Here is a 17,986-nt window from a genome sequence, read left to right as displayed (position 1 = left end):
CACGATGCGTATTCGCATCGCGCCACCTCCCCCGTTTCACGGGGCAGGAGGGGTAGGATGTTCTTCTCCTGCCCCGTAGCGAAGCGTGCGGGGGAGGTGGCGCGGCGCCGATAGGCGACGTGACGGAGGGGGCGTGCTGAGCCGGCCGTCTAAGTACCGATAAAGCTTCACCCGCTGGGCCTGGAACCGGCCGGGCTCCAGCCGCACATGCCGGCCCTGGTGCGTCTCGTCGCCGTTGAGCCAGCGGCCTGAGACCCAGGCGCCGTCGACAAACCGGCCCTCGACCACCTTCTCCAGGCCGACGCCTTCGCCGAAGGTCAGGGTGATCCCCGAGCCGGCCACCAGGAACTCGTCGTCCGACAGCCGGATCACGAGCCCGCCATGCGCCGCAAAGGTCTGCTTGTCCTTCGGCGTCCAGGGATCGACGAACGACACTTTCACCGTCCAGTCGCCCATCGTCACCGTTTGGGGCGTCTCATTGACCACGCCGTCGAAGCTGACCGGCGGACGGAAGCCGCGCATCACGCCCTTGCCCTGATGGGCCAGGATCGTCGGGGTCAGTTCCCGCAGCAGGGCATAGGCCCCCGCCAGCGGATTGCCGGCCGGATCGGCCACGTTCTCGATGGAGAACGGCGAGAAGCCGATCGCGTTGTGCTCGCCGATCGCCCAGAAGGCGTTGGCCGGGGCTTCGACCTTGCCGGCCCGGTCGGCCTCGGGAAGGAACAGCGGATTGCCCGGCCGGTCGTACTGCGCCGCCCAGTGGCTGAAGTCGGGATAGTAGATATCCGGCGCCTGGAACACCGACGGCGCCGCCGCCTTCCAGACCTCATAGAGATGGGGCAGGGGGCCGGCGCTGGGATAGCCGCCGGGGGCGACACCGAGCTTGTTCAGCGCGGCGTTGACGTACATCGGCAGCGGGTAGGCCTTTTGACCTGCGCTGGCCAGTCCCTCGACAAAGCGCCCGAACGACCAGGCCTGCCACAGCTCGTCGGTCGCGTCGCTCTTGCCGAACACCTGCTCCCAGCTGCCCGAGCCGGTCTTGCCTGTGGCTTTCAGGACAGCGGCCGGTACCGGCTTCCTGAACTCGGCATCCGCCAGCGGCGAGTGATCGCGGGCCGAGGGCAGCATGCCGATCTCGTTCTCGACCTGGATCATGATCACTGTGCGCCGGTCGCCATCCACCGCCTTCAGGTGCGTCATCAGGGCCGCGAAGGCTTTGGCGTCGGCGGTCAGGGTCGCCGGGCCGGCGGGCGACAGGATTTCCTGCACCTTGCCCTCGGCCGAGCGCGCCAGCGGGAAGCGCTGGCCGTCGCGCTTCACCCAGGCCGGCGTATAGGTCGACATGCTGTTCTTCCACGCCCCGAACCACAGCAGCACCAGCCGGGTGTCATGGGCGCGAGCCTGGGCGATCACGCCGTCGATCACCGTGAAGTCGAAGCGCCCCTCGACCGGCTCGATCTGGTCCCATTGCACCGGGGCCAGCACGGTGTTGAGGCCCAGGGCCTTCAGGGTGGGCCACTGCTTTTCCAGGTAGGGCAGGCTGGAGGCGGTGGAGTTGCCCAGCTCTCCGCCCAGGATCAGGAACGGCTTGCCGTCGACCAGCAGCTGGGTCGCATCGCCCTGCGGCGCCAGGCGGGGGATCTGCTCGGCGGCGGCGGGAAAAGCGCAGAGCGCGGCGGTCAGCGCCACGGCGCTCAGGGTCTGGATCAGGGTACGCATCATTGGTCAGATGACCCCATGAGGCTTGTAAGATCAATCATGAAAGCCGCGTCGGCGCGGGCCGCCGCCGGCTGGTTGTTGTTCCCGGCGCCCGCCGCTAGGGTCGGGGCATGATCCGCCGCCTCATCGCCATCGCCCTCGCGCCCGTCCTGTTCGCCTCCTCGGCCCTGGCCCAGACGGTGGTGATCGTCCGCCACGGCGAGAAGGTCGCGCCCAACGGCGATCCTGACCTGTCAGCGGCCGGTCAGGCCCGCGCCCAGGCCTTGGCCCAGGCCCTGAGCGGCGCCCGCGTCGCCATGGTGCTGGCCACCCCGCTCAAGCGCACCCAGCAGACGGCTGAGCCCACCGCCCAGGCCGCCGGTGTGGCGGTGGTTCCCGTGCCCTTCGACGGCGGCGACACGGCCCACGCCCAGCGCCTCGCCGCCCAGGCCCGCACGGCGCCGGCCGACGCCACCGTCCTGATCGTCGGCCACAGCAACACCGTCGCCAACATCGCCAGGGCTCTGGGGGACACCGCCGCTCAGGCGCCGAGCGACTGCGAGTACGACCAGATGACGGTCATCCAACTGGCCGGGGCCGGGGCGCCCAAGGTGGTGCATGCGCGGTATGGCGCGCCGACGGCGGCGTGCTGAAGTCCCTCTCTCGAAGACAGAGGGGCGCGGCGCCTCAAGCCGCCGTCTGGATCGCCACCTGACAGGCTCGCGCCAGGCGCGTCGGCGAGACGGGCTTTTCCACCACCGGATTGGTGCTGCCCGCCGAGATCGAGCAGGCATTGCCGGTCACATAGACCACCGGGATGGGACCGAGATGGGCCAGGATCGAGCGGACCGCGTCCTCGCCGTTGCCGCCCACGATGCGATAGTCGGCGGTGATCAGGTCGGGCTTGCGGCGCAGGGCCAGATCGAGGGCCTCTTGTGCGTTGTCGGCGACATCGACCGAGGTGAAACCCTGCTCGCGAAGCAGAGCTTCGACCTCCATGGCGATCAGGATCTCGTCTTCGATAATGAGAGCGTGACGCAATACCATCTTGAGCAATCCGTTTCGAATATCCCTCAAGACCACTTGGTCAACTGATTCCAGTCAAAGGCAAGTGTAACGTGAATTAAAGGCCGCTTCGGGTTTAAACCCAAGGTCGCCGACCGACGTTATTTCTTCTTGTCGCCGCCCCAGGGCAGGTTCTGCTTGACCTGATCCAGAGGCGTCTTGGTCACCACGACAGGCGGCGGGATATAGACGGTGGGCGCCTTGATCGGATAGGCGCGCCAGCCGGACTGGATCAGGGGGCCAAAGCCCACGCAGCGCGGCATGATCCTGACTGCGCCGGTGCGCGGCCTGGGGAAGGGCGGTGGCTGGCGCAGTTCCTGGCGCTTGGGATCGATGAACCACCAGTCGCCGGGCAGGCCATAGCCCTTCTCGCCGCCGGCCCGCACGGCCTGATAGGCGATGTTGGCCTGGAAGGGCGTGACGCCATAGCGCAGCATGGCGCGGTGGAAGATGGCGTCGGCCTCTTCGCGCTTGCCCGGCTCGCCCACGGCGTACAGCCAGTCATGGACGATGGCGGCGCGGGCGGTCGGACCCTGCGGATCGACAAAGCCCTGGCCGTACCAAGGCACGCTGGCGAAGTCGGTGACGTACCAGCGCGGCACGACGATCACCTTGCCGGTCTCGACGTCGCAATAGGGGAACTCGGCGTCCAGGGTGAACAGCTTGCGGCCGGCCTTGGTCTGGTTGAACAGCACGACCGGCTGCGGCGTCAGCGAGCTGGGCGGGGTGGGCGCGACCACGGGGATATAGACCGTCTGGTGGGTTTCCGTCGCGCAGCCGGCGAGGATCGAAGCCGCCAGCAGGGCGGAGGCGGCGAGAAGGGCGGTTCTGATCGGGCGCAAGGCGGTCTTCGGCTAGTGCGGAACGAGAGCGGGGCTATAGCACCGTTTCCGTGTCGCTTTCGAGGCGGCATGAGCCCGCAGCGACCAGGTCAGGCCTTGTGATCAGGCCTTGGGCGGGCGGCGCCGGCGGGGCACGCGGACGGTGGCCTCGCCATCCATGATCAGGTCATCGCCGACATAGGCCGCGCAGCGCAGCACGACGCGTGCGCTGGCCTCGTCGATTGCCGAGACCGTGACCCGGGCCGTCACGACGTCGCCGATGCGCACCGGCCTGTGGAACGCCAGGGTCTGGCCCAGATAGATCGCGCCGGCGCCCGGCAGGATGGTGCCGACCACGGCCGAGCCGAACGAGGCCGACAGCAGGCCATGGGCGATGCGCCCGCGATAGGCGGTCCGCGACGCGAAGCCCTCGTCCATGTGCACGGGATTGAAGTCGTCCGAGGCCTCGGCAAACCGCTGGATGCGCTCTTCGGTGACGGTCACGAGCTTCTCGGCGACCATCCCGACGACAAGCTCTTCCAGGATATAGCCGCCGGAGAGGTGAGGTTGGATCATACCGGCCGGTTAGCGGTGATGTGGCCTCGTGACCAGCGAAAATGCGTGCGGACGGCCGCAAGACACGGCTCTGACCCCGCTTCGACATCCCGGACGCGCCCTGCCTGTCAGCCGTGCGGACTTGCGGCTGGGCGGGGAGGCCGCGCGATGGGATCAGCGCCTGGACGCCGCGATCGCCTCCAGGATCCTGGTCGCGGCGAGATCCAGCGTGGCGGGGTCGAGACGGTCCAGGGCGATGCTGGCCAGGGTCGGCTGATCGGACTTTCGCCGCTCCCGCGCATAGGCCAGGTCGTAGTGGGCGGCCATCAGGGCTTGCGCCAGATCGGTGAAGGCGCCCTGGTCCACCATTTCGCGCCAGGCCGTCAGCCGCCTCAGGCTGGGATGGATCGGCAGACGTTCCAGGATCGCCAGCAGGGCCTCGCGCCGGGCGGTGATGTCGCCATAGGTCTCGACCAGATAGCGGGCGCGTTCCGGCAGGGGAGCGGTGACCTCGATGCGCGGCGCCTTGCGCATGGCCGCCCACAGCATCGGCGGCAGGACCCGGTTGCCGATCTTGCTCGACTCCGCCTCCACCACCACCGGGCGGGTCGGATCCAGCGCGTCGAACGCTGCGAGCAGCTGGCTCTCGAAGCCCTTCTGGTCGGGCTGGGGCTGTCCCGACAGGGCGCCGAACAGCGAGCCGCGGTGGCAGGCCAGGCCCTCCAGGTCGACGACCTGAACGCCGCGCTGCGCCAGGGCGGCGAGGATCGCGGTCTTGGCCGAGCCCGTGTCGCCATCCAGCAGGATCAGGTCCAGATCGCAGGGCGCGTCATACAGCCGGGCCTGAACCCAGCGGCGATAGGTCCGGTATCCGCCGTCCAGCACGGCGGTCTGCCAGCCCACCCGCTGCAGGATGGTGGCCATGGCGTTGGACCTCTGGCCGCCGCGCCAGCAATAGACCAGCGGCTTGAAGCCCTCCGGCCGGTCGGCCAGCGCGGTCTCCAGATGGTGGGCGATGTTGCGGGCCACATGGGCCGCGCCGATGCGGTTGGCGCGCAGCCGCGATTCCTGGACATAGATCGTCCCCACCTCGGCGCGCTGGGCGTCATCCAGCACGGGCAGGTTTATGGCGCCGGGCAGGTGATCCTGGGCGAACTCGCCGGGGCTGCGCACATCGATGATCTGGTCGAAGGCCGCCAGGGCGGCGGGGTCGGCGGATGTCAGGACCTGAAGCGGCTTCATGTCCGCTCGGGGTTTCGCCACAGGTCGGTCGTCATGCTGCCGGATCTCGCCATCGCCGCTTTTCGTGGTCGCGACTATGCGCGAGGCGTCGGGGAATCGTAAGGTCCCCCGAGCAGACTCGCCCCGAGGATGGGGGCGATCGTCCAGGAGCCACCCGTTGCCAGAACCCGTGTCCGACCCCGTTCGACTGACCTCGCTGGCCCATGGCGGCGGTTGCGGTTGCAAGCTGTCTCCGGCGGTGCTGCGCGAGATCCTGGCCCAGTCTCCGGCCGCCGGGATATTTCCCAACCTGATGGTCGGGACCGAGACCTCGGACGACGCCGCCGTCTGGCGGCTGAACGACCAGCAGGCCCTGGTGGCCACCACCGACTTCTTCATGCCCGTGGTCGACGATCCCCATGACTTTGGCCGCATCGCCGCGACCAACGCCCTGTCGGATGTCTATGCCATGGGGGCCACGCCGATCTTCGCCCTGGCCATTGTCGGCATGCCGATCGACAGGCTTTCGACCGAAACCATCGGCGCGATCCTGGCCGGCGGCGCCTCGGTCTGCGCGGCGGCGGGCGTGCCGATCGCCGGAGGACACTCGATCGACAGCGTCGAGCCGATCTATGGGCTGGTCGCCCTGGGCCTGGTCCATCCCGATCGCGTGCTGTCCAACCGGGGCGCGCGGGCCGGCGACGTGCTGATCCTGACCAAGGCCCTGGGTGTGGGCGTGCTGAGCGCGGCGTTCAAGCAACAGCGCCTTTCCGACGAGGGCTATCGCGCCCTGATTGCTACCACCACCCAGCTCAACACGGTCGGGGCGGGGCTGGGCGAGGTGGCCAGCGTCCACGCCGTCACCGATGTCACGGGCTTTGGCCTGCTGGGTCACCTGCTGGAAATGTGCCGGGGCGCCGGACTGGCGGCGGAACTGGACGCCGACGCGCCCGTCCTGCTGCCGCAGGTGGCCGCCCTGGCCCAGGCCGGGGTGCGCACCGGGGCGGCGGTGCGCAACTGGGCCAGCTATGGCGCGGCGGTGGAGATGCCCGAGGGGGCGCCAGACTGGCGCCGCGACCTGCTGGCCGATCCTCAGACCAGCGGCGGCCTGCTGATCGCCGTGGCGCCGGAGGCCGCCGACGCGGTCCTGCGCCAGGTGCTGGACGCGGGGTTCGCCGCCGCCCGGGTGGTCGGGCGGATGACCGCCGGAACGCCGCAGGTGAGGGTGCGGGGCCGCTTCAGCTGACCCCGGCTGCGGGCGCCGGGCGGCGGCCCAGCTTGCGGACCAGTCCGAACCAGCCGCCGCTGATCAGGGCGACCAGCAGGGCGCTGGCCAGCAGGCCGGGCGTCGGCGGCGCGACCTTGAAGATGGTGTCCAGGGCCGGCACGGCGAAGATCAGGGCCAGGACGCCGGACGCCGCCGAAGCGATGATCCAGTAGATTCGCCGATGCGGCGCAAACAGGCGGCCGCCGGTCGAGGAGGCGTCGGCCAGGGCCAGAATCAAGTTTCCGGCCACCAGGGTCAGGAAGGCCGCGCCCCGGGCCTGATTTTCCGGATGATGGCCCAGCGCCCACAGATAGATCCCCAGCACCCCGGCCAGCACGCCGGCCCCCTGCAGCAGGGCCAGGCCCAGCTGGCGGGGTCCAAACAGTGGCTCTTCAGGGCGTCTGGGCGGGTGCTTCATCGCTTCGGCGCCGCCCGGCTCAGCCTCGAACACCATCGCGCAGACCGGATCGATCACCAGTTCCAGAAACACCACGTGCATCGGATACAGCAGGGGCGGCAGGCCCATGACAATCGGGATCAGCGCCACCCCGGCGATCGGCACGTGGATGGCGGTGATATAGACCAGCGCCTTGCGCAGGTTGTTGAAGATCCGTCGTCCCAGCCGCACCCCGCCCACGATCGAAGCGAAGCTGTCGTCGAGAATGACCAGGTCGGCGGCCTCGCGCGCGACATCCGTGCCCTTCTGCCCCATGGCGATGCCGATATGCGCCGCCTCCAGGGCCGGGGCGTCATTGACCCCGTCGCCAGTCATGGCCACCACCTGGCCGTCCAGTTTCAGGGCCTGGACGATGCGAAGCTTCTGCTCGGGGATGATGCGGGCGAAGATCCGGGTCTGGCGAAGGCGTTCGGCCAGGGCGGCGTCGCCGAGCGCGGCCAGTTCGTCGCCCAGCATGACCCCGCCGGAGGTGTCCAGGCCGGCGGCCTCGGCGATGGCCAGGGCGGTCGCGGGGTGATCACCCGTGATCATGACCACCGAAATACCCGCCCCCCGCGCCTGTTTCAGCGCCGCCGGGGCGTCGGGGCGGATGGGGTCGAGGAAACCGATCAGGCCCGCGAACGCGAACGGCGCGTCCTGCGGATCGTCGGGAAAGGCCGTCTGGGTCTGGCAGGACGCCACCCCCAGCACGCGCAGGCCCTGGACGGCGAATTGCTCGACCACCCCCGTCAGGCGGACCACCTCATCATCGGCCAGGCCGCACAGCCGGAAGATCGCCTCCGGCGCGCCCTTGGCGGCGGCGCGCCACTGATCCCCGGGGCCGCGCCAGACCTGGATCATCGCCATCATCTCGGCGCGTAGGGGCCAGGTCCGCTCCGGTTCAGCCGGGGTGTCGGGTGAGGGGGACTGCGAGGACCCCAGCAGCGCCCGCACAGCCTTGTCCATCGGGTCGACCGGATGGACGGCGCAGGCCAGTCCGGCGGCCTGCAGCAGGGTCAGCGCCGCCCCGGCAGGCGGTGCGTCCCCTTCGATCAGGTGGTCTTCGCCCTGAGTCCACAGGCGGGCCACGCGCATGCGGTTCTCGGTCAGGGTGCCGGTCTTGTCGACGCACAGGAACGAGGCGCCGCCCAGGGCCTCGATCACCGCGCTGCGCCGCACCAGCACCTTGTGCCGGGCCAGGCGTCCGGCCCCCAGGGCCAGGAAGACGGCCAGCACCATGGGGAATTCTTCGGGGATCAGCGCGATGGCCACCGTGATGCCGGCCAGCACGCCGCCCACCCAGTCCTGGCGCAGCAGCCCATAGGCCACCGCCACGACGACGCAGAAGGCGATGGCGAACACGCCCAGCAGGGCCACCAGCCGTCCCGCCGTCTTCTGCAGCGGGGTGGGCTCCTGCACGATGGCCGCCAGCGAGACGCCGATCTTGCCCAGCGCCGTGCGGGGGCCGGTCCTGGCGATCCGCGCCACGGCCTGGCCGCGAACCACCAGCGTGCCCGAGAACAGATAGGGGCCGGTCTCGGCGCCGGGCTGGGTCTCGGCGTCGGCGGCTTCACCCTCCGCCAGGGGACGCTTCGAGACCGGGGCGGATTCGCCGGTCAGCGCCGACTCATCGACGCTCAGCACGTCGCCGGCCACCAGAGCGCCGTCGGCGGGCAGGCGCTCGCCCTCGCCGACCAGCACGATGTCGCCGGGAACCAGATCGCGCGCGGCCAGCCGCACCTCGACCCCGTCGCGCATCACCCGGGCCTGGGGCTGGGACAGGTCGCGCAGGGCCGACAGCGCGTTCTCGCTGCGGGTCTCCTGCAGGACGACCAGCCCGATGGTGGCGATCGCCCCGGCCATCAGGAACAGGCCTTCGCCCAGGTCGCCCAGCACCAGATAGAGACCCGCCGCCCCGATCAGCAGCAGGAACATCGGCTCGCGCAGGGTCTCCAGCACGATCCTGGCCAGGCCACGGGCCGAGGCCTGGGGCAGGGCGTTGGGACCAACCTCGGCCAGCCGGTGGCCAGCCTGCGCCGTTGTCAGTCCGCTGAGGTCATCGCGCGCCATGGGGCATCCCGGTTGCTCCAGAGGTCGAGCTGGACCCTGTTGCAACGCGTCGAACCTCACCTTGCGCCAGATCATCTTTGCAAAGGCCAGGACCGGGCGCCCTGTCCGGGGCTGAGGCCGGCCTGTGCGCCGCCTGCCGTCGCTGCCTGGGCCTTAGGTCTCGTCCGGTGCGCTTGGCGACGGGGAGCAGCGCTCAGCCGCCCTTGTCCTGCCGCGTGCGACAGGGGAGGCGTGCGGCGTCTGCCACACAGCGAGATATCGAGGGTTTAGGTTGAGCCGCTAGATGGGCAGCTGAGAAACGCCGCCGATCATGACCGCGCCGATCACCACCCAGCCGGCGGCCAGGGCGAACATCGGATAGCGTTGCCACCAATGGCGTTGGGCGGCGCAGGCGCCGGTGTGTCTGGGCATGTCGTACCTCCCTCTCTGGCCGGATGGCTCTTTGGGAGGTCAACCGTGACCTAAAAAACATCCTAATGCTTGGTTAATAGCGGTCACAATCTCGACAAGTGGCCGTGAAATGATGTTGAACTTGTTCAGCGAACTCGCTTGATCAATGAAAACTTTGATCAAGCTGTTGATTTTTATAGGCTTTAGCTTTCCCGAAAAGGTTGCGTCGCTGGGGAAAGCCCCTAGTCTGCCGTTCCGAAAAAAGATTCTTGGTCAGGACCCCGAATGCTTCGTTTTGCCTGTTTGACCCTTGGTTTGACTCTGGCCGTGGGCGGAATGGCCTGCGCCCAGACGCCCGCCGCCGCGCCGCCGGCCAGCGCGACGGCCGCCCAGACGGCCGGTCAGGCCTTCCTGGCGACCAACGCCAAGGCGCCCGGCGTGGTCGTTCTGCCGTCGGGCCTGCAGTACAAGATCCTGACCTCGGGCCCCAAAACCGGCCCGTCGCCCAAGACCGGCGACATCATCAAGGTGCATTACGAAGGCAAGCTGCTGGACGGCACGGTGTTCGACAGCTCGTTCGAGCGCAAGCAGTCGGCGATCATGCCGCTGGACGGTTTGGTCCAGGCCTGGCTGGAAGCCCTGCCGATGATGAAGGTCGGCGACGAGTGGGTGCTCTATGTGCCGCCCGAGCTGGGCTATGGCGACCGCGATGTCGGGCCGATCCCGGCCGGCAGCGTGATGACGTTCCGGCTGCAGCTGCTGGGCATGCTGGCGGTGGATTGATCGAGGGCGGAGGGGGCGACCACTTGCCCCCTCCGCGCCCTCGGCGGTCCTCCCCCGGAGGGGGAAGATGATCTCATCCGCCCCCTACGGGGGCGGACGGCCGCGCAGCGGCCAGGTGGGGGCGAGTGTCCCGCCTAAACTTTCCTCGACTTCATCAGCGGCTGGATCTTCGTCCCGAAGTTCTCCACCCCCTCGACGAAATCATCGAAGGTCAGCAGCACACCGGCCGTGCCCGGCACCGCCGCCACCTCGTCCAGCATCCGCGCAACGCTCTCATAGCTCCCCACCAGGGTGCCCATGTTGAGGTTCACGGCCGATTCCGGGGCGGCCAGCTGGGCGGTGTTGGTGGTGGCGCCGGCCGCCGCATTGGGGGCCGCCTGCTGGGTCAGCCAAGCCAGAGCCTCCTGGTCGGCGCCGTCGCGATAGAGCTGCCATTTGGCCATGGCCTTCTCGTCGGTCTCGTCGGCGATGATCATGAACAGGATGAAGCTGGCCACGTCCCGGCCGGTCTTTTCGGCGGCGGCCTTCAGGCGGTCATTGACCGAGCCGAAGGCGGTCGGCGTGTTGGTGCCCTTGCCCAGGGCAAAGCTGTAGTCGGCATATTGCGCCGTGAAGGCCAGGCCCTCGTTGGACGAGCCGGCGCAGATCAGCTTGGTTTCCTTCGGATGCGGGCTGACCCGGCAGTCGTCCATCTGGAAGTACTGGCCCTTGAAGTCGCTGATTCCGGTCTCCAGCAGGTCCTTCAGAACGGTCGTGTATTCGGCCAGGTAGTTGTAGCGGTCGGTATAGTGGGCCTCGCCCGGCCACAGGCCCATCTGGCTGTATTCGGCCTTCTGCCAGCCGGTCACCAGGTTCAGGCCGAACCGTCCCGGGGCGATGGAGTCGATGGTCGAGGCCATCCGTGCGGCGATGGCCGGCGGGATGGTCAGGGTGGCGACAGTGGCGAAGATCTTGATCTTCGACGTCACGGCCGCCAGGCCCGCCATCAGGGTGAAGCTCTCGAGATTGTGCTCCCAGAACTGCGTCTTGCCCCCGAACCCGCGCAGCTTGATCATCGAGAGCGCGAAGTCGAAACCATAGGTCTCGGCCTTCTGGACGATGGTCTTGTTCAGCTCAAAGCTGGGCATGTACTGCGGCGAGGTCTCCGAGATGAGCCAGCCGTTGTTGCCGATGGGGATGAAGACGCCGACCTGCATGGGGGTGTGTCCTGATTGGGAATGTCGCGAAGATGCTCCCCCTCCGGGGGAGCTGTCGGCGGAGCCGACTGAGGGGGCTAATGCGGCTTAAGCCGAGCTGCCCCCTCCGGCCCTCCGGGCCACCTCCCCCAGAGGGGGAGGATCTGGTTGAGGCTCATTCGTCCCCCTCCAGAAAGCCCAGCAAGGCCGCATTGAACGTCTCCGGATCGGTCACCGTGAACCCGTGCCCGCCCCAGGGCGCGACCTCCAGCTGGCCGTTGGGCAGGCCCTCGGCCAGGCGCATGGAGCAGCCGACCGGCACCAGCATGTCATCGGCGCTGGCGCTGACCAGCACGGGGTGGAGGATCTCGCCCAGCCGGTCGTCGATGTTGAACGCCAGCAGGGCCTGGATGCGGGCCAGCACCACGTCCCGGGGCGGGAAGCTGGCGACGTGGTGCGGCTCCTCGGCCTGCAGCCGCTCATGGTTCTCCGACAGCCAGCTGGCCGGATAGAGGAAGATCGGCTGGGCGTGGACATAGGCCTGGACGCCGCTGTCGTTCAGCAGGTGGATGCGGGTGTCGAAGCAGCGCTGGATATGCGGATCGGGTCGCGACCAGCCATTGACCACCACCAGCTTGGCCAGCCGATCGGGGTGCGACAGCGCCAGGGCCAGCCCCGCATTGCCGCCGGCCGCGTGACCCACGACATGGGCGCGGGCCAGGCCCAGGGCGTCCATGACCTTGACGATGTCGTCGGCCATGGCCTGCACCGAGTGCGGCCGGGTCAGCTCACGCACGCTGCGGCCCGTGCCCCGGTGGTCGTAGAGGACGACTGGATACTTCGCCGTCAGGGCCGCCATCTGCGGCGCCCAGAAGGCCCCGGAGCCACCCAGGCCCGAGGACAGCAGCACGGCCGTGCGCCCGGCCACGGGGCCGCCGTGCAGTTCATAGTGCAGGCCGTCGACGGTTCCCGAGGTCATGCGGCTTAGCGCTTGCCGATGTGGGCGACGGTGGCGATCTCGACCAGGAAATCGGGCCGCACCAGGCCGCACTGGATGCAGTAGCGGGCCGGTTTCTCGCCGGGGAAGTACTCGGCATAGACCTTGTTGATGGTCTGATAGTCGGCCCAGTCCTTGAGGAAGATGTGGTTCATGGTCACGTCCTCCATCGTGCCGCCGGCGGTTTCGATGACCGACTTGATGGTCTCCAGCACCTGCCGGGCCTGGGCCTCGGCGTTGCCGACGTGGGCGACATTGTTGTCCTTATCGAAGGCCAGGGTGCCCGAGACATAGACGACGCCGTCGGCCAGGGTTCCTGGCGAGAAGGGGGCGATGGGCGTGCCCGTGCCGGGCGGGATGATGACGGTCTTGGGCATGGTGGTGATCCTCTTTCAAACCCGGTGAGGGCTAGAGCATACGAATTCAAAACTACCGTCATCCCGGGACTTGTTCCCGGGACCCATTCGTCTGCCGCTAAGGCTCAGCCGGAAAGAACTCTCACGATGAAGCTGAACCATGGGTCCCGGGAACAAGTCCCGGGATGACGGAAAAATCTAGCTTCTACCCCGGCGCCAACTGTCCAAACGCCCCCTTGAAATCCGCCGTCGTCGAGACCCAGCCAAAGAAGGTCTCGATATTGAACAGCGCTGCCTTCTGCACGTAGTCGGGACCCGCCTGGTGGGTCGCGTCCTCCAGCACCGTGCCGAAGTATTCCAGCATGAAGCCGTCCCTCAGGGTCGACTCCACGCACACATTGGTGGCGATGCCGACGAACACCAGATGCCGGATGCCGCGCGCCCGCAGCACGCTGTCCAACTGGCTGTTGAAGAAGCCGCTATAGCGGGTCTTGTGCAGGCGGATGTCGCCGGGCTCGGGCGTCAGGGCGTCGACCAGTTCATAGTCCCACTGGCCGCGCGCCAGGAGCTTGCCCTGCAGTTCGGGCCGGGCGCGCATGGTCTTCAGGGCGTTGGATTTCCACCAGTTGGGCGAACCGGGACCGCCGGCCTCGACATACTGATCGTCCCAGCCGTTCTGGAAATAGATCACCTGCATGCCGGCCGCGCGGGCCACCGGCAGGACGCCCTGGATCTGCGTGATCACGGCCGCCGCGCCGCTGATGTCGAACCCGGCCAGGTCCAGATAGCCGCCGGGCGAGGCATAGGCGTTCTGCATGTCGATGACGATCACGGCGGTGGTCCTGGGATCCACCGGGATCGGTTCGGGCCGGGCCGGCAGCATGATCGCGCCCTGCGAGAAGGCGGTGATCCGCGCGCCGGCCTTGTCGGGATCGGAAGCCATGCCATACCATTCTGAGGGCGCGAGGCGCGCGACGATCGGGCCGTCGATGACGACGACCCGCGCCCGGTTCGTCAAGCCCGTCCAGGGCCTTTAGCGGTCATGATGAGCCGATCCGGTCGAAACTGATCGAACCCCCGGCGGGGCGCTACAGCGACTGGCCGTCATCCACCGTGAACACCCCGCCGGTGATCGTGGCGGAGGCGTCGGCGCACAGGTGCAGGGCCATGGGCGCCAGGTCGCTCTCGGCCATCAGGCGCTTGCGCGGGAAGCCGGCGATCAGCTTCTGGCCGCCCTCCTGGTCGAACCAGTCGCTGTTGAGCTCGGTGCGGATATAGCCTGGGCACAGGACGTTGACATTGATGCCCTTGCGCGCCCACTCGCGGGCCAGGCTCTTGCCCATCATCGCCGTGCCGGCCTTGGACGTGCAATAGGCCGTCAGACCCGGCAAAACCTTGTGCGCCCCGATCGAAGCGACCAGCAGTACCCGGCCGCGCCCGCTGTCCGCAGAGCCCGCCTTGATCATCCGCCGGGCGCCTTCGCGGGCGGTCAGGAACATGCCGCGGGTATTGACCGCCAGCACCTTGTCGAAGTCGTCGATGGCGATATCGAGGGCCGAACCCTGCATGCTGATCCCGGCATTGGCGATCACGGAATCGACGACCCCCAACTCCGCCTCGACGGCGTCATAGGCGGCGATCACCGAGGCCTCGTCCTCGACATCCATGGCCACGGCCAGGGCCTGGCCGCCGGCCGCCTGGATCTGCTCGACCAGATCCGCCAGCCGGTCGGTGCGCCGGGCCGCCAGGGCCACCTTCGCGCCGGCCTGCGCCGCCGCCAGGGCCAGATGCGCGCCGATGCCCGAGGAGGCGCCGGTCACCAGCACGGTGCGGCCGGCAAGGGTCTGGTCGGTCATGGTCTGGTCTCCCCAAGGTCAGCGGGGGAAGGTGGCGGCGGCAGGGCTGGATGTCGAGGGCGCCGTTGCGTCGGCCGGACTCTAGTAAGGCAGGTCCTCGGGTCCCGGCTGCGTCGGACCCGGCGCCGGATTGGCCACCGCGTCCAGCTCCGCCGCGACCCGGCCAAACTCCGCCGCCAGGGTCTCGTAGTAGCCGTTGCGCGGGTCAGGCTCGCTCTCCGGGGTCGGATCGGGCAACAGCCACGGGAAGTCGCGCACGGCCAGGTTCTGGTGGGCGGTGAGCATGAACCGCCGCCAGATGCTGGCCGGAATATCGCCGCCGACCACCTTGTTCATCGGCTTGTCGTTGTCATTGCCCACCCAGACGCCGGTGACATAGTCGGGGGTGAAGCCCACGAACCAGGCGTCGCGCCAGTTCTGGCTGGTGCCGGTCTTGCCGGCCGCCGGACGGCCGAAGGCGGCGCGCTTGGCGGTGCCTTCGCTGACGACCTTTTTCATCATCTTGACCATCATCGAGGCCCGGGCGAGGTCATAGACGGCCAGCGGCGTCGGCTGGGGCTGACGGGCGAAAACCGGAGCCCCGCCCTGGGTGACGATGCTCTCGATCACATAGGGCTCAAGCCGGTTGCCGCCCTGCTGGAACACCTGGAAAGCCGAGGTCAGCTGCAGCAGGCTGACCTCGTAAGAGCCCAGCGCCACCGACAGATCGGGGCTGGGCGGCAGGGTGGTGATGCCAAAGCGCCGGACCAGCTCGCCGATCGCCGGACCGCCGGCTTCCTGGCCCAGTTTCACGGCGATGGTGTTGGTGGAATTGACCAGGGCCTGTTCCACAGTCATCGGACCGCGATAGCCGCCGGCATAGTTTTCCGGCGCCCAGTCGCCGAACTTCACCGGGGCGTCGACGCGGATATCGGTCGGCAAAACCCCCTTGTCGAGGGCGGCGGCATAGATGAACGGCTTGAAGGTCGAGCCCGGCTGGCGACGCGCCTGGACCGCCCGGTTGAAGGGGCTTTCGATATAGTCGGTCCCGCCCACCATGGCCCGCACGGCGCCGTCGGCCGACAGCGACAGCAGGGCCGCCTGTCCGGCCCCGGCCCGCTCGCCGTCGAAGGCGATGGCCTGGCGCACGGTCTCCGAGCCCAGCTTCTGCAGCAGGGGGTCGATGGTCAGGCGAACGACCAGGTCGGGCGCGTTCTGGCCGGCGATCCGCACGGCTTCATTGGTGGCGTAGTCCAGCACCCAGCCGTAGTTGCCCTCGTCCTGCACGGCCAGGGGCGACAGGCGCGGGGTGTCGTCCAGCGCCCGGCTCTCCTGCTCGGCGGTGATCCAGCCCTCCTTGCGCATATTGGCCAGGACCAGCCGCGAACGGGCCAGGGCCCCGCTCATGTCGCGGGTCAGGGCCAGGCGCGACGGCGCCTTGGGCAGGGAGGCGAGCAGGGCGGCTTCCGACAGGGTCAGCTGGCTGGCCGGCTTGCCGAAATAGGTGCGGCTGGCCCCGTCGACGCCGAAGGTGTTGGCCCCGAAGAACACCCGGTTGAGGTACAGTTCCAGCACCTCGTCCTTGGTCAGGACCTTCTCCAGCTCGCGGGCCATGACCATTTCCTGCAGCTTGCGCTTGACCGTGCGGTCAGGCGTCAGGAACAGGCCCTTGGCCAGTTGCTGGCTGAGGGTGGAGGCGCCCTGGACCGTGCGGCCGGCCTTCCAGTTGACGAGCGCCGCCCGGCCGATGCCGCGCAGGTCGATCGGGCCGTGCTGGTAGAACCGGCGGTCCTCGGCGGCCATGAAGGCCAGGGGCACATAGTTAGGCACGGTGGCCAGGGTGATGCGCTGGCCATAGCGCGGACCGCGGGTGGCGATCACCTGGCCGTTCTTGTCCTCAAAGCGGATGCCCGGGGCGCGGTTGACGGCGAACAGGGCCTCGCGGGTGGGCAGCTTTGGCGTGTCGCGCAGATATTTCCACCACACATAGCCGGCCCCGGCGCCCACGGTCAGAACGCCCAGCAGCACACCGACCAGAAGGGTCTTCCAGACCCAGCCAAAGCGTTTGGCCTTTTTGCCGGCCTTGAGGTGGGCCAGATCGGCGCGGAAGGGTTCTTCGGGTTCGGGTTCGGGCGGCGGCTTGGGCGCGAACGGGTCTTCCGGCGGGGGAGGCGGAGGCGCGCCAAACGACACCTCCGGCTTCTGCGGCGGCTTGGAGCCTTCTTCGAAACGGTACGGGGGAAGCGTCCAGTCGTTCACGGTTTCGATACGGCCCTGTTTGGTCTCAGCCTAAATTCGGTTTAGGACGCGCGCATGATGGTGCGCAAACCTTTCTGGGAGACGAAGTCCCTCCAGCAGATGACCGTCCCCGAGTGGGAGAGTCTATGCGACGGCTGCGGTCTTTGCTGCCTGGTTCGCTTCGAAGACGAAGATTCCGGCGAGGTCATTCCCACCCGCGTGCACTGCCAGTTGTTCGACGAGCACAAATGCAGCTGCAAGGACTATGCAAACCGCCGCAAGACGGTGCCCGACTGCATCAAGCTGACCCCCTACAATATCGAGGAGCTGGAGTGGATGCCCCCCTCCTGCGCCTATCGCCGCCTGCACGAGGGCAAGACCCTGCCCGACTGGCATCCGCTGGTCACCGGCGACCCGAACAGCACCCACAAGCAGGGCATTTCGGTGCGCGACCAGACCGTCAGCGAGCTGTCGTTCGAGCACCCCGAGGACGCCATGGACTTCGTGGCCACCGACCTGATGGTCGATCGCGGGGACGAGTATTACGAGCCGGAAGAGGGGTAGGGGGCGGCTGATACTGGCCCCCTCCTGACCTGCTTCGCAGGTCGTCCTCCCCCGTAGGGGGAAGATGAGGTCGGCGCGTTTCGTCTTCCCCCTCCGGGGGAAGACGGCTGCGAAGCAGCCCGTAGGGGGCAAGTCGGCCGCACTCGAAAGTTATCCACAGGCTCTCTTGCCTTTTAGATACCCCAGCTCATGGGCCGCATCTGGTGTGGGGCGAGTCCAATATACCTGTCCGTCATTCCCGCCCTTGTGGCGGGAACCCCTCTGTCCGCCGCAGGTGCGGGAGAGGCGAAGTGCGCGCGCACTTCGCTGGCGCTTCACGGTTCAGCTGAACCAGGGGTTCCCGCCACAAGGGCGGGAATGACGATCAGTTTGGCGCGACCACGGGGATAGGCTGCCCTCCATCCTCTGCGTTCAGCGAATCGAATCCAGCGAAATCAATGCTTTGAAACTTTCTCGCGTCCCTGGATCAGAGGCGCCCGCTGGTCCCGTATATTTGTGTCATGGCCCAAAGAAGC

Annotated in this window: 17 protein-coding genes; 4 read left to right on the top strand and 13 right to left on the bottom strand. The window is 68.2% G+C overall.

Translation table 11 applies throughout. The features are described from left to right. Positions 1-36: 36 nt before the first annotated feature. A complete protein-coding gene (locus tag ACW176_RS00545) occupies positions 37-1,719 on the bottom strand; it encodes a GH35 family beta-galactosidase (protein WP_492110470.1) in 1,683 nt (560 codons plus the stop codon). Positions 1,720-1,829: 110 nt separating this feature from the next. Here ACW176_RS00545 and ACW176_RS00540 point away from each other — a divergent pair, with 110 nt between their 5' ends. After that, positions 1,830-2,351, top strand: a complete 522-nt coding sequence (locus ACW176_RS00540) for a histidine phosphatase family protein (protein ID WP_492110469.1) — start codon at positions 1,830-1,832, stop codon at positions 2,349-2,351. 34 nt (positions 2,352-2,385) lie between these two features. On the opposite strand, the gene ACW176_RS00535 is transcribed toward ACW176_RS00540, so the two are convergent. The 4 genes from ACW176_RS00535 to mnmH form a co-directional block, all read right to left on the bottom strand. Further along, positions 2,386-2,739: a response regulator gene (locus tag ACW176_RS00535; RefSeq protein ID WP_492110468.1), complete on the bottom strand. Its 354-nt coding sequence runs from the start codon at positions 2,737-2,739 to the stop codon at positions 2,386-2,388. Positions 2,740-2,864: 125 nt separating this feature from the next. Then, positions 2,865-3,605, bottom strand: coding sequence for a DUF1353 domain-containing protein (locus tag ACW176_RS00530; RefSeq protein ID WP_419318057.1), 741 nt, complete (start codon positions 3,603-3,605; stop codon positions 2,865-2,867). Positions 3,606-3,707: 102 nt separating this feature from the next. Continuing rightward, entirely contained in the window at positions 3,708-4,160 is a 453-nt protein-coding gene (locus ACW176_RS00525) for a MaoC family dehydratase (protein WP_492110467.1), read from the bottom strand. A 153-nt stretch (positions 4,161-4,313) separates the two neighbouring features. Continuing rightward, a complete protein-coding gene (gene mnmH, locus ACW176_RS00520; RefSeq protein WP_492110466.1) occupies positions 4,314-5,381 on the bottom strand; it encodes a tRNA 2-selenouridine(34) synthase MnmH in 1,068 nt (355 codons plus the stop codon). Positions 5,382-5,538: 157 nt separating this feature from the next. On the opposite strand from mnmH, the gene selD reads away from it, so the two are divergent. Next, positions 5,539-6,606, top strand: coding sequence for a selenide, water dikinase SelD (selD, locus tag ACW176_RS00515; protein WP_492110465.1), 1,068 nt, complete (start codon positions 5,539-5,541; stop codon positions 6,604-6,606). On the opposite strand, the gene ACW176_RS00510 is transcribed toward selD, so the two are convergent. Continuing rightward, complete coding sequence (locus ACW176_RS00510; protein ID WP_492110464.1) at positions 6,599-9,133, bottom strand: cation-translocating P-type ATPase; 2,535 nt, start codon at positions 9,131-9,133, stop codon at positions 6,599-6,601. The genes selD and ACW176_RS00510 overlap by 8 nt on opposite strands. Before the next feature lie 279 nt (positions 9,134-9,412). Further along, complete coding sequence (locus tag ACW176_RS00505; RefSeq protein WP_419252164.1) at positions 9,413-9,544, bottom strand: hypothetical protein; 132 nt, start codon at positions 9,542-9,544, stop codon at positions 9,413-9,415. Positions 9,545-9,808: 264 nt separating this feature from the next. On the opposite strand from ACW176_RS00505, the gene ACW176_RS00500 reads away from it, so the two are divergent. Further along, a complete protein-coding gene (locus ACW176_RS00500; RefSeq protein WP_492110463.1) occupies positions 9,809-10,306 on the top strand; it encodes an FKBP-type peptidyl-prolyl cis-trans isomerase in 498 nt (165 codons plus the stop codon). 134 nt (positions 10,307-10,440) lie between these two features. Here ACW176_RS00500 and rutA read toward each other — a convergent pair whose 3' ends face one another. The 6 genes from rutA to pbpC all read right to left on the bottom strand — a co-directional run bounded on the left by rutA (position 10,441) and on the right by pbpC (position 16,928). Then, entirely contained in the window at positions 10,441-11,502 is a 1,062-nt protein-coding gene (rutA, locus tag ACW176_RS00495) for a pyrimidine utilization protein A (RefSeq protein ID WP_492110462.1), read from the bottom strand. Positions 11,503-11,656: 154 nt separating this feature from the next. After that, the gene (rutD, locus tag ACW176_RS00490; RefSeq protein ID WP_492110461.1) at positions 11,657-12,460 is read right to left on the bottom strand and encodes a pyrimidine utilization protein D; all 804 of its coding nucleotides are present in this window, start codon (positions 12,458-12,460) and stop codon (positions 11,657-11,659) included. 5 nt (positions 12,461-12,465) lie between these two features. Beyond that, positions 12,466-12,855, bottom strand: coding sequence for a pyrimidine utilization protein C (rutC, locus tag ACW176_RS00485; RefSeq protein ID WP_492110460.1), 390 nt, complete (start codon positions 12,853-12,855; stop codon positions 12,466-12,468). Positions 12,856-13,039: 184 nt separating this feature from the next. Further along, on the bottom strand, positions 13,040-13,777 hold the full coding sequence (rutB, locus tag ACW176_RS00480) for a pyrimidine utilization protein B (protein ID WP_492110459.1): 738 nt from the start codon (positions 13,775-13,777) through the stop codon (positions 13,040-13,042). Between the two features lie 145 nt (positions 13,778-13,922). Beyond that, a complete protein-coding gene (locus tag ACW176_RS00475) occupies positions 13,923-14,690 on the bottom strand; it encodes an SDR family NAD(P)-dependent oxidoreductase (protein ID WP_492110458.1) in 768 nt (255 codons plus the stop codon). A gap of 81 nt (positions 14,691-14,771) precedes the next feature. Further along, positions 14,772-16,928 carry a multimodular transpeptidase-transglycosylase PbpC gene (gene pbpC / locus ACW176_RS00470; RefSeq protein ID WP_492110457.1) on the bottom strand — a complete coding sequence of 719 codons (2,157 nt, stop codon included), beginning with the start codon at positions 16,926-16,928 and terminating at the stop codon, positions 14,772-14,774. 54 nt (positions 16,929-16,982) lie between these two features. On the opposite strand from pbpC, the gene ACW176_RS00465 reads away from it, so the two are divergent. Beyond that, positions 16,983-17,471, top strand: a complete 489-nt coding sequence (locus ACW176_RS00465) for a YcgN family cysteine cluster protein (protein ID WP_492110456.1) — start codon at positions 16,983-16,985, stop codon at positions 17,469-17,471. The last annotated feature ends 515 nt before the right edge of the window (positions 17,472-17,986 follow it).

The sequence above is a fragment of the Caulobacter sp. FV1ye13L genome (genome assembly GCF_058681155.1).
The sequence above is the reverse complement of the archived record's forward strand: the minus strand, read 5'-3'. Positions and strand labels throughout refer to the sequence as shown.

Excerpts from the sequence above, each read along its gene's own strand:
- ACW176_RS00545 (WP_492110470.1), bottom strand. The coding sequence starts at position 1,719 with ATGCGTACCCTGATCCAGACCCTGAGCGCCGTGGCGCTGACCGCCGCG.
- ACW176_RS00540 (WP_492110469.1), top strand. The coding sequence starts at position 1,830 with ATGATCCGCCGCCTCATCGCCATCGCCCTCGCGCCCGTCCTGTTCGCC.
- ACW176_RS00525 (WP_492110467.1), bottom strand. The coding sequence starts at position 4,160 with ATGATCCAACCTCACCTCTCCGGCGGCTATATCCTGGAAGAGCTTGTC.
- mnmH (WP_492110466.1), bottom strand. The coding sequence starts at position 5,381 with ATGAAGCCGCTTCAGGTCCTGACATCCGCCGACCCCGCCGCCCTGGCG.
- ACW176_RS00510 (WP_492110464.1), bottom strand. The coding sequence starts at position 9,133 with ATGGCGCGCGATGACCTCAGCGGACTGACAACGGCGCAGGCTGGCCAC.
- ACW176_RS00505 (WP_419252164.1), bottom strand. The coding sequence starts at position 9,544 with ATGCCCAGACACACCGGCGCCTGCGCCGCCCAACGCCATTGGTGGCAA.
- ACW176_RS00500 (WP_492110463.1), top strand. The coding sequence starts at position 9,809 with ATGCTTCGTTTTGCCTGTTTGACCCTTGGTTTGACTCTGGCCGTGGGC.
- rutA (WP_492110462.1), bottom strand. The coding sequence starts at position 11,502 with ATGCAGGTCGGCGTCTTCATCCCCATCGGCAACAACGGCTGGCTCATC.
- rutD (WP_492110461.1), bottom strand. The coding sequence starts at position 12,460 with ATGACCTCGGGAACCGTCGACGGCCTGCACTATGAACTGCACGGCGGC.
- rutC (WP_492110460.1), bottom strand. The coding sequence starts at position 12,855 with ATGCCCAAGACCGTCATCATCCCGCCCGGCACGGGCACGCCCATCGCC.
- rutB (WP_492110459.1), bottom strand. The coding sequence starts at position 13,777 with ATGGCTTCCGATCCCGACAAGGCCGGCGCGCGGATCACCGCCTTCTCG.
- ACW176_RS00475 (WP_492110458.1), bottom strand. The coding sequence starts at position 14,690 with ATGACCGACCAGACCCTTGCCGGCCGCACCGTGCTGGTGACCGGCGCC.
- ACW176_RS00465 (WP_492110456.1), top strand. The coding sequence starts at position 16,983 with ATGATGGTGCGCAAACCTTTCTGGGAGACGAAGTCCCTCCAGCAGATG.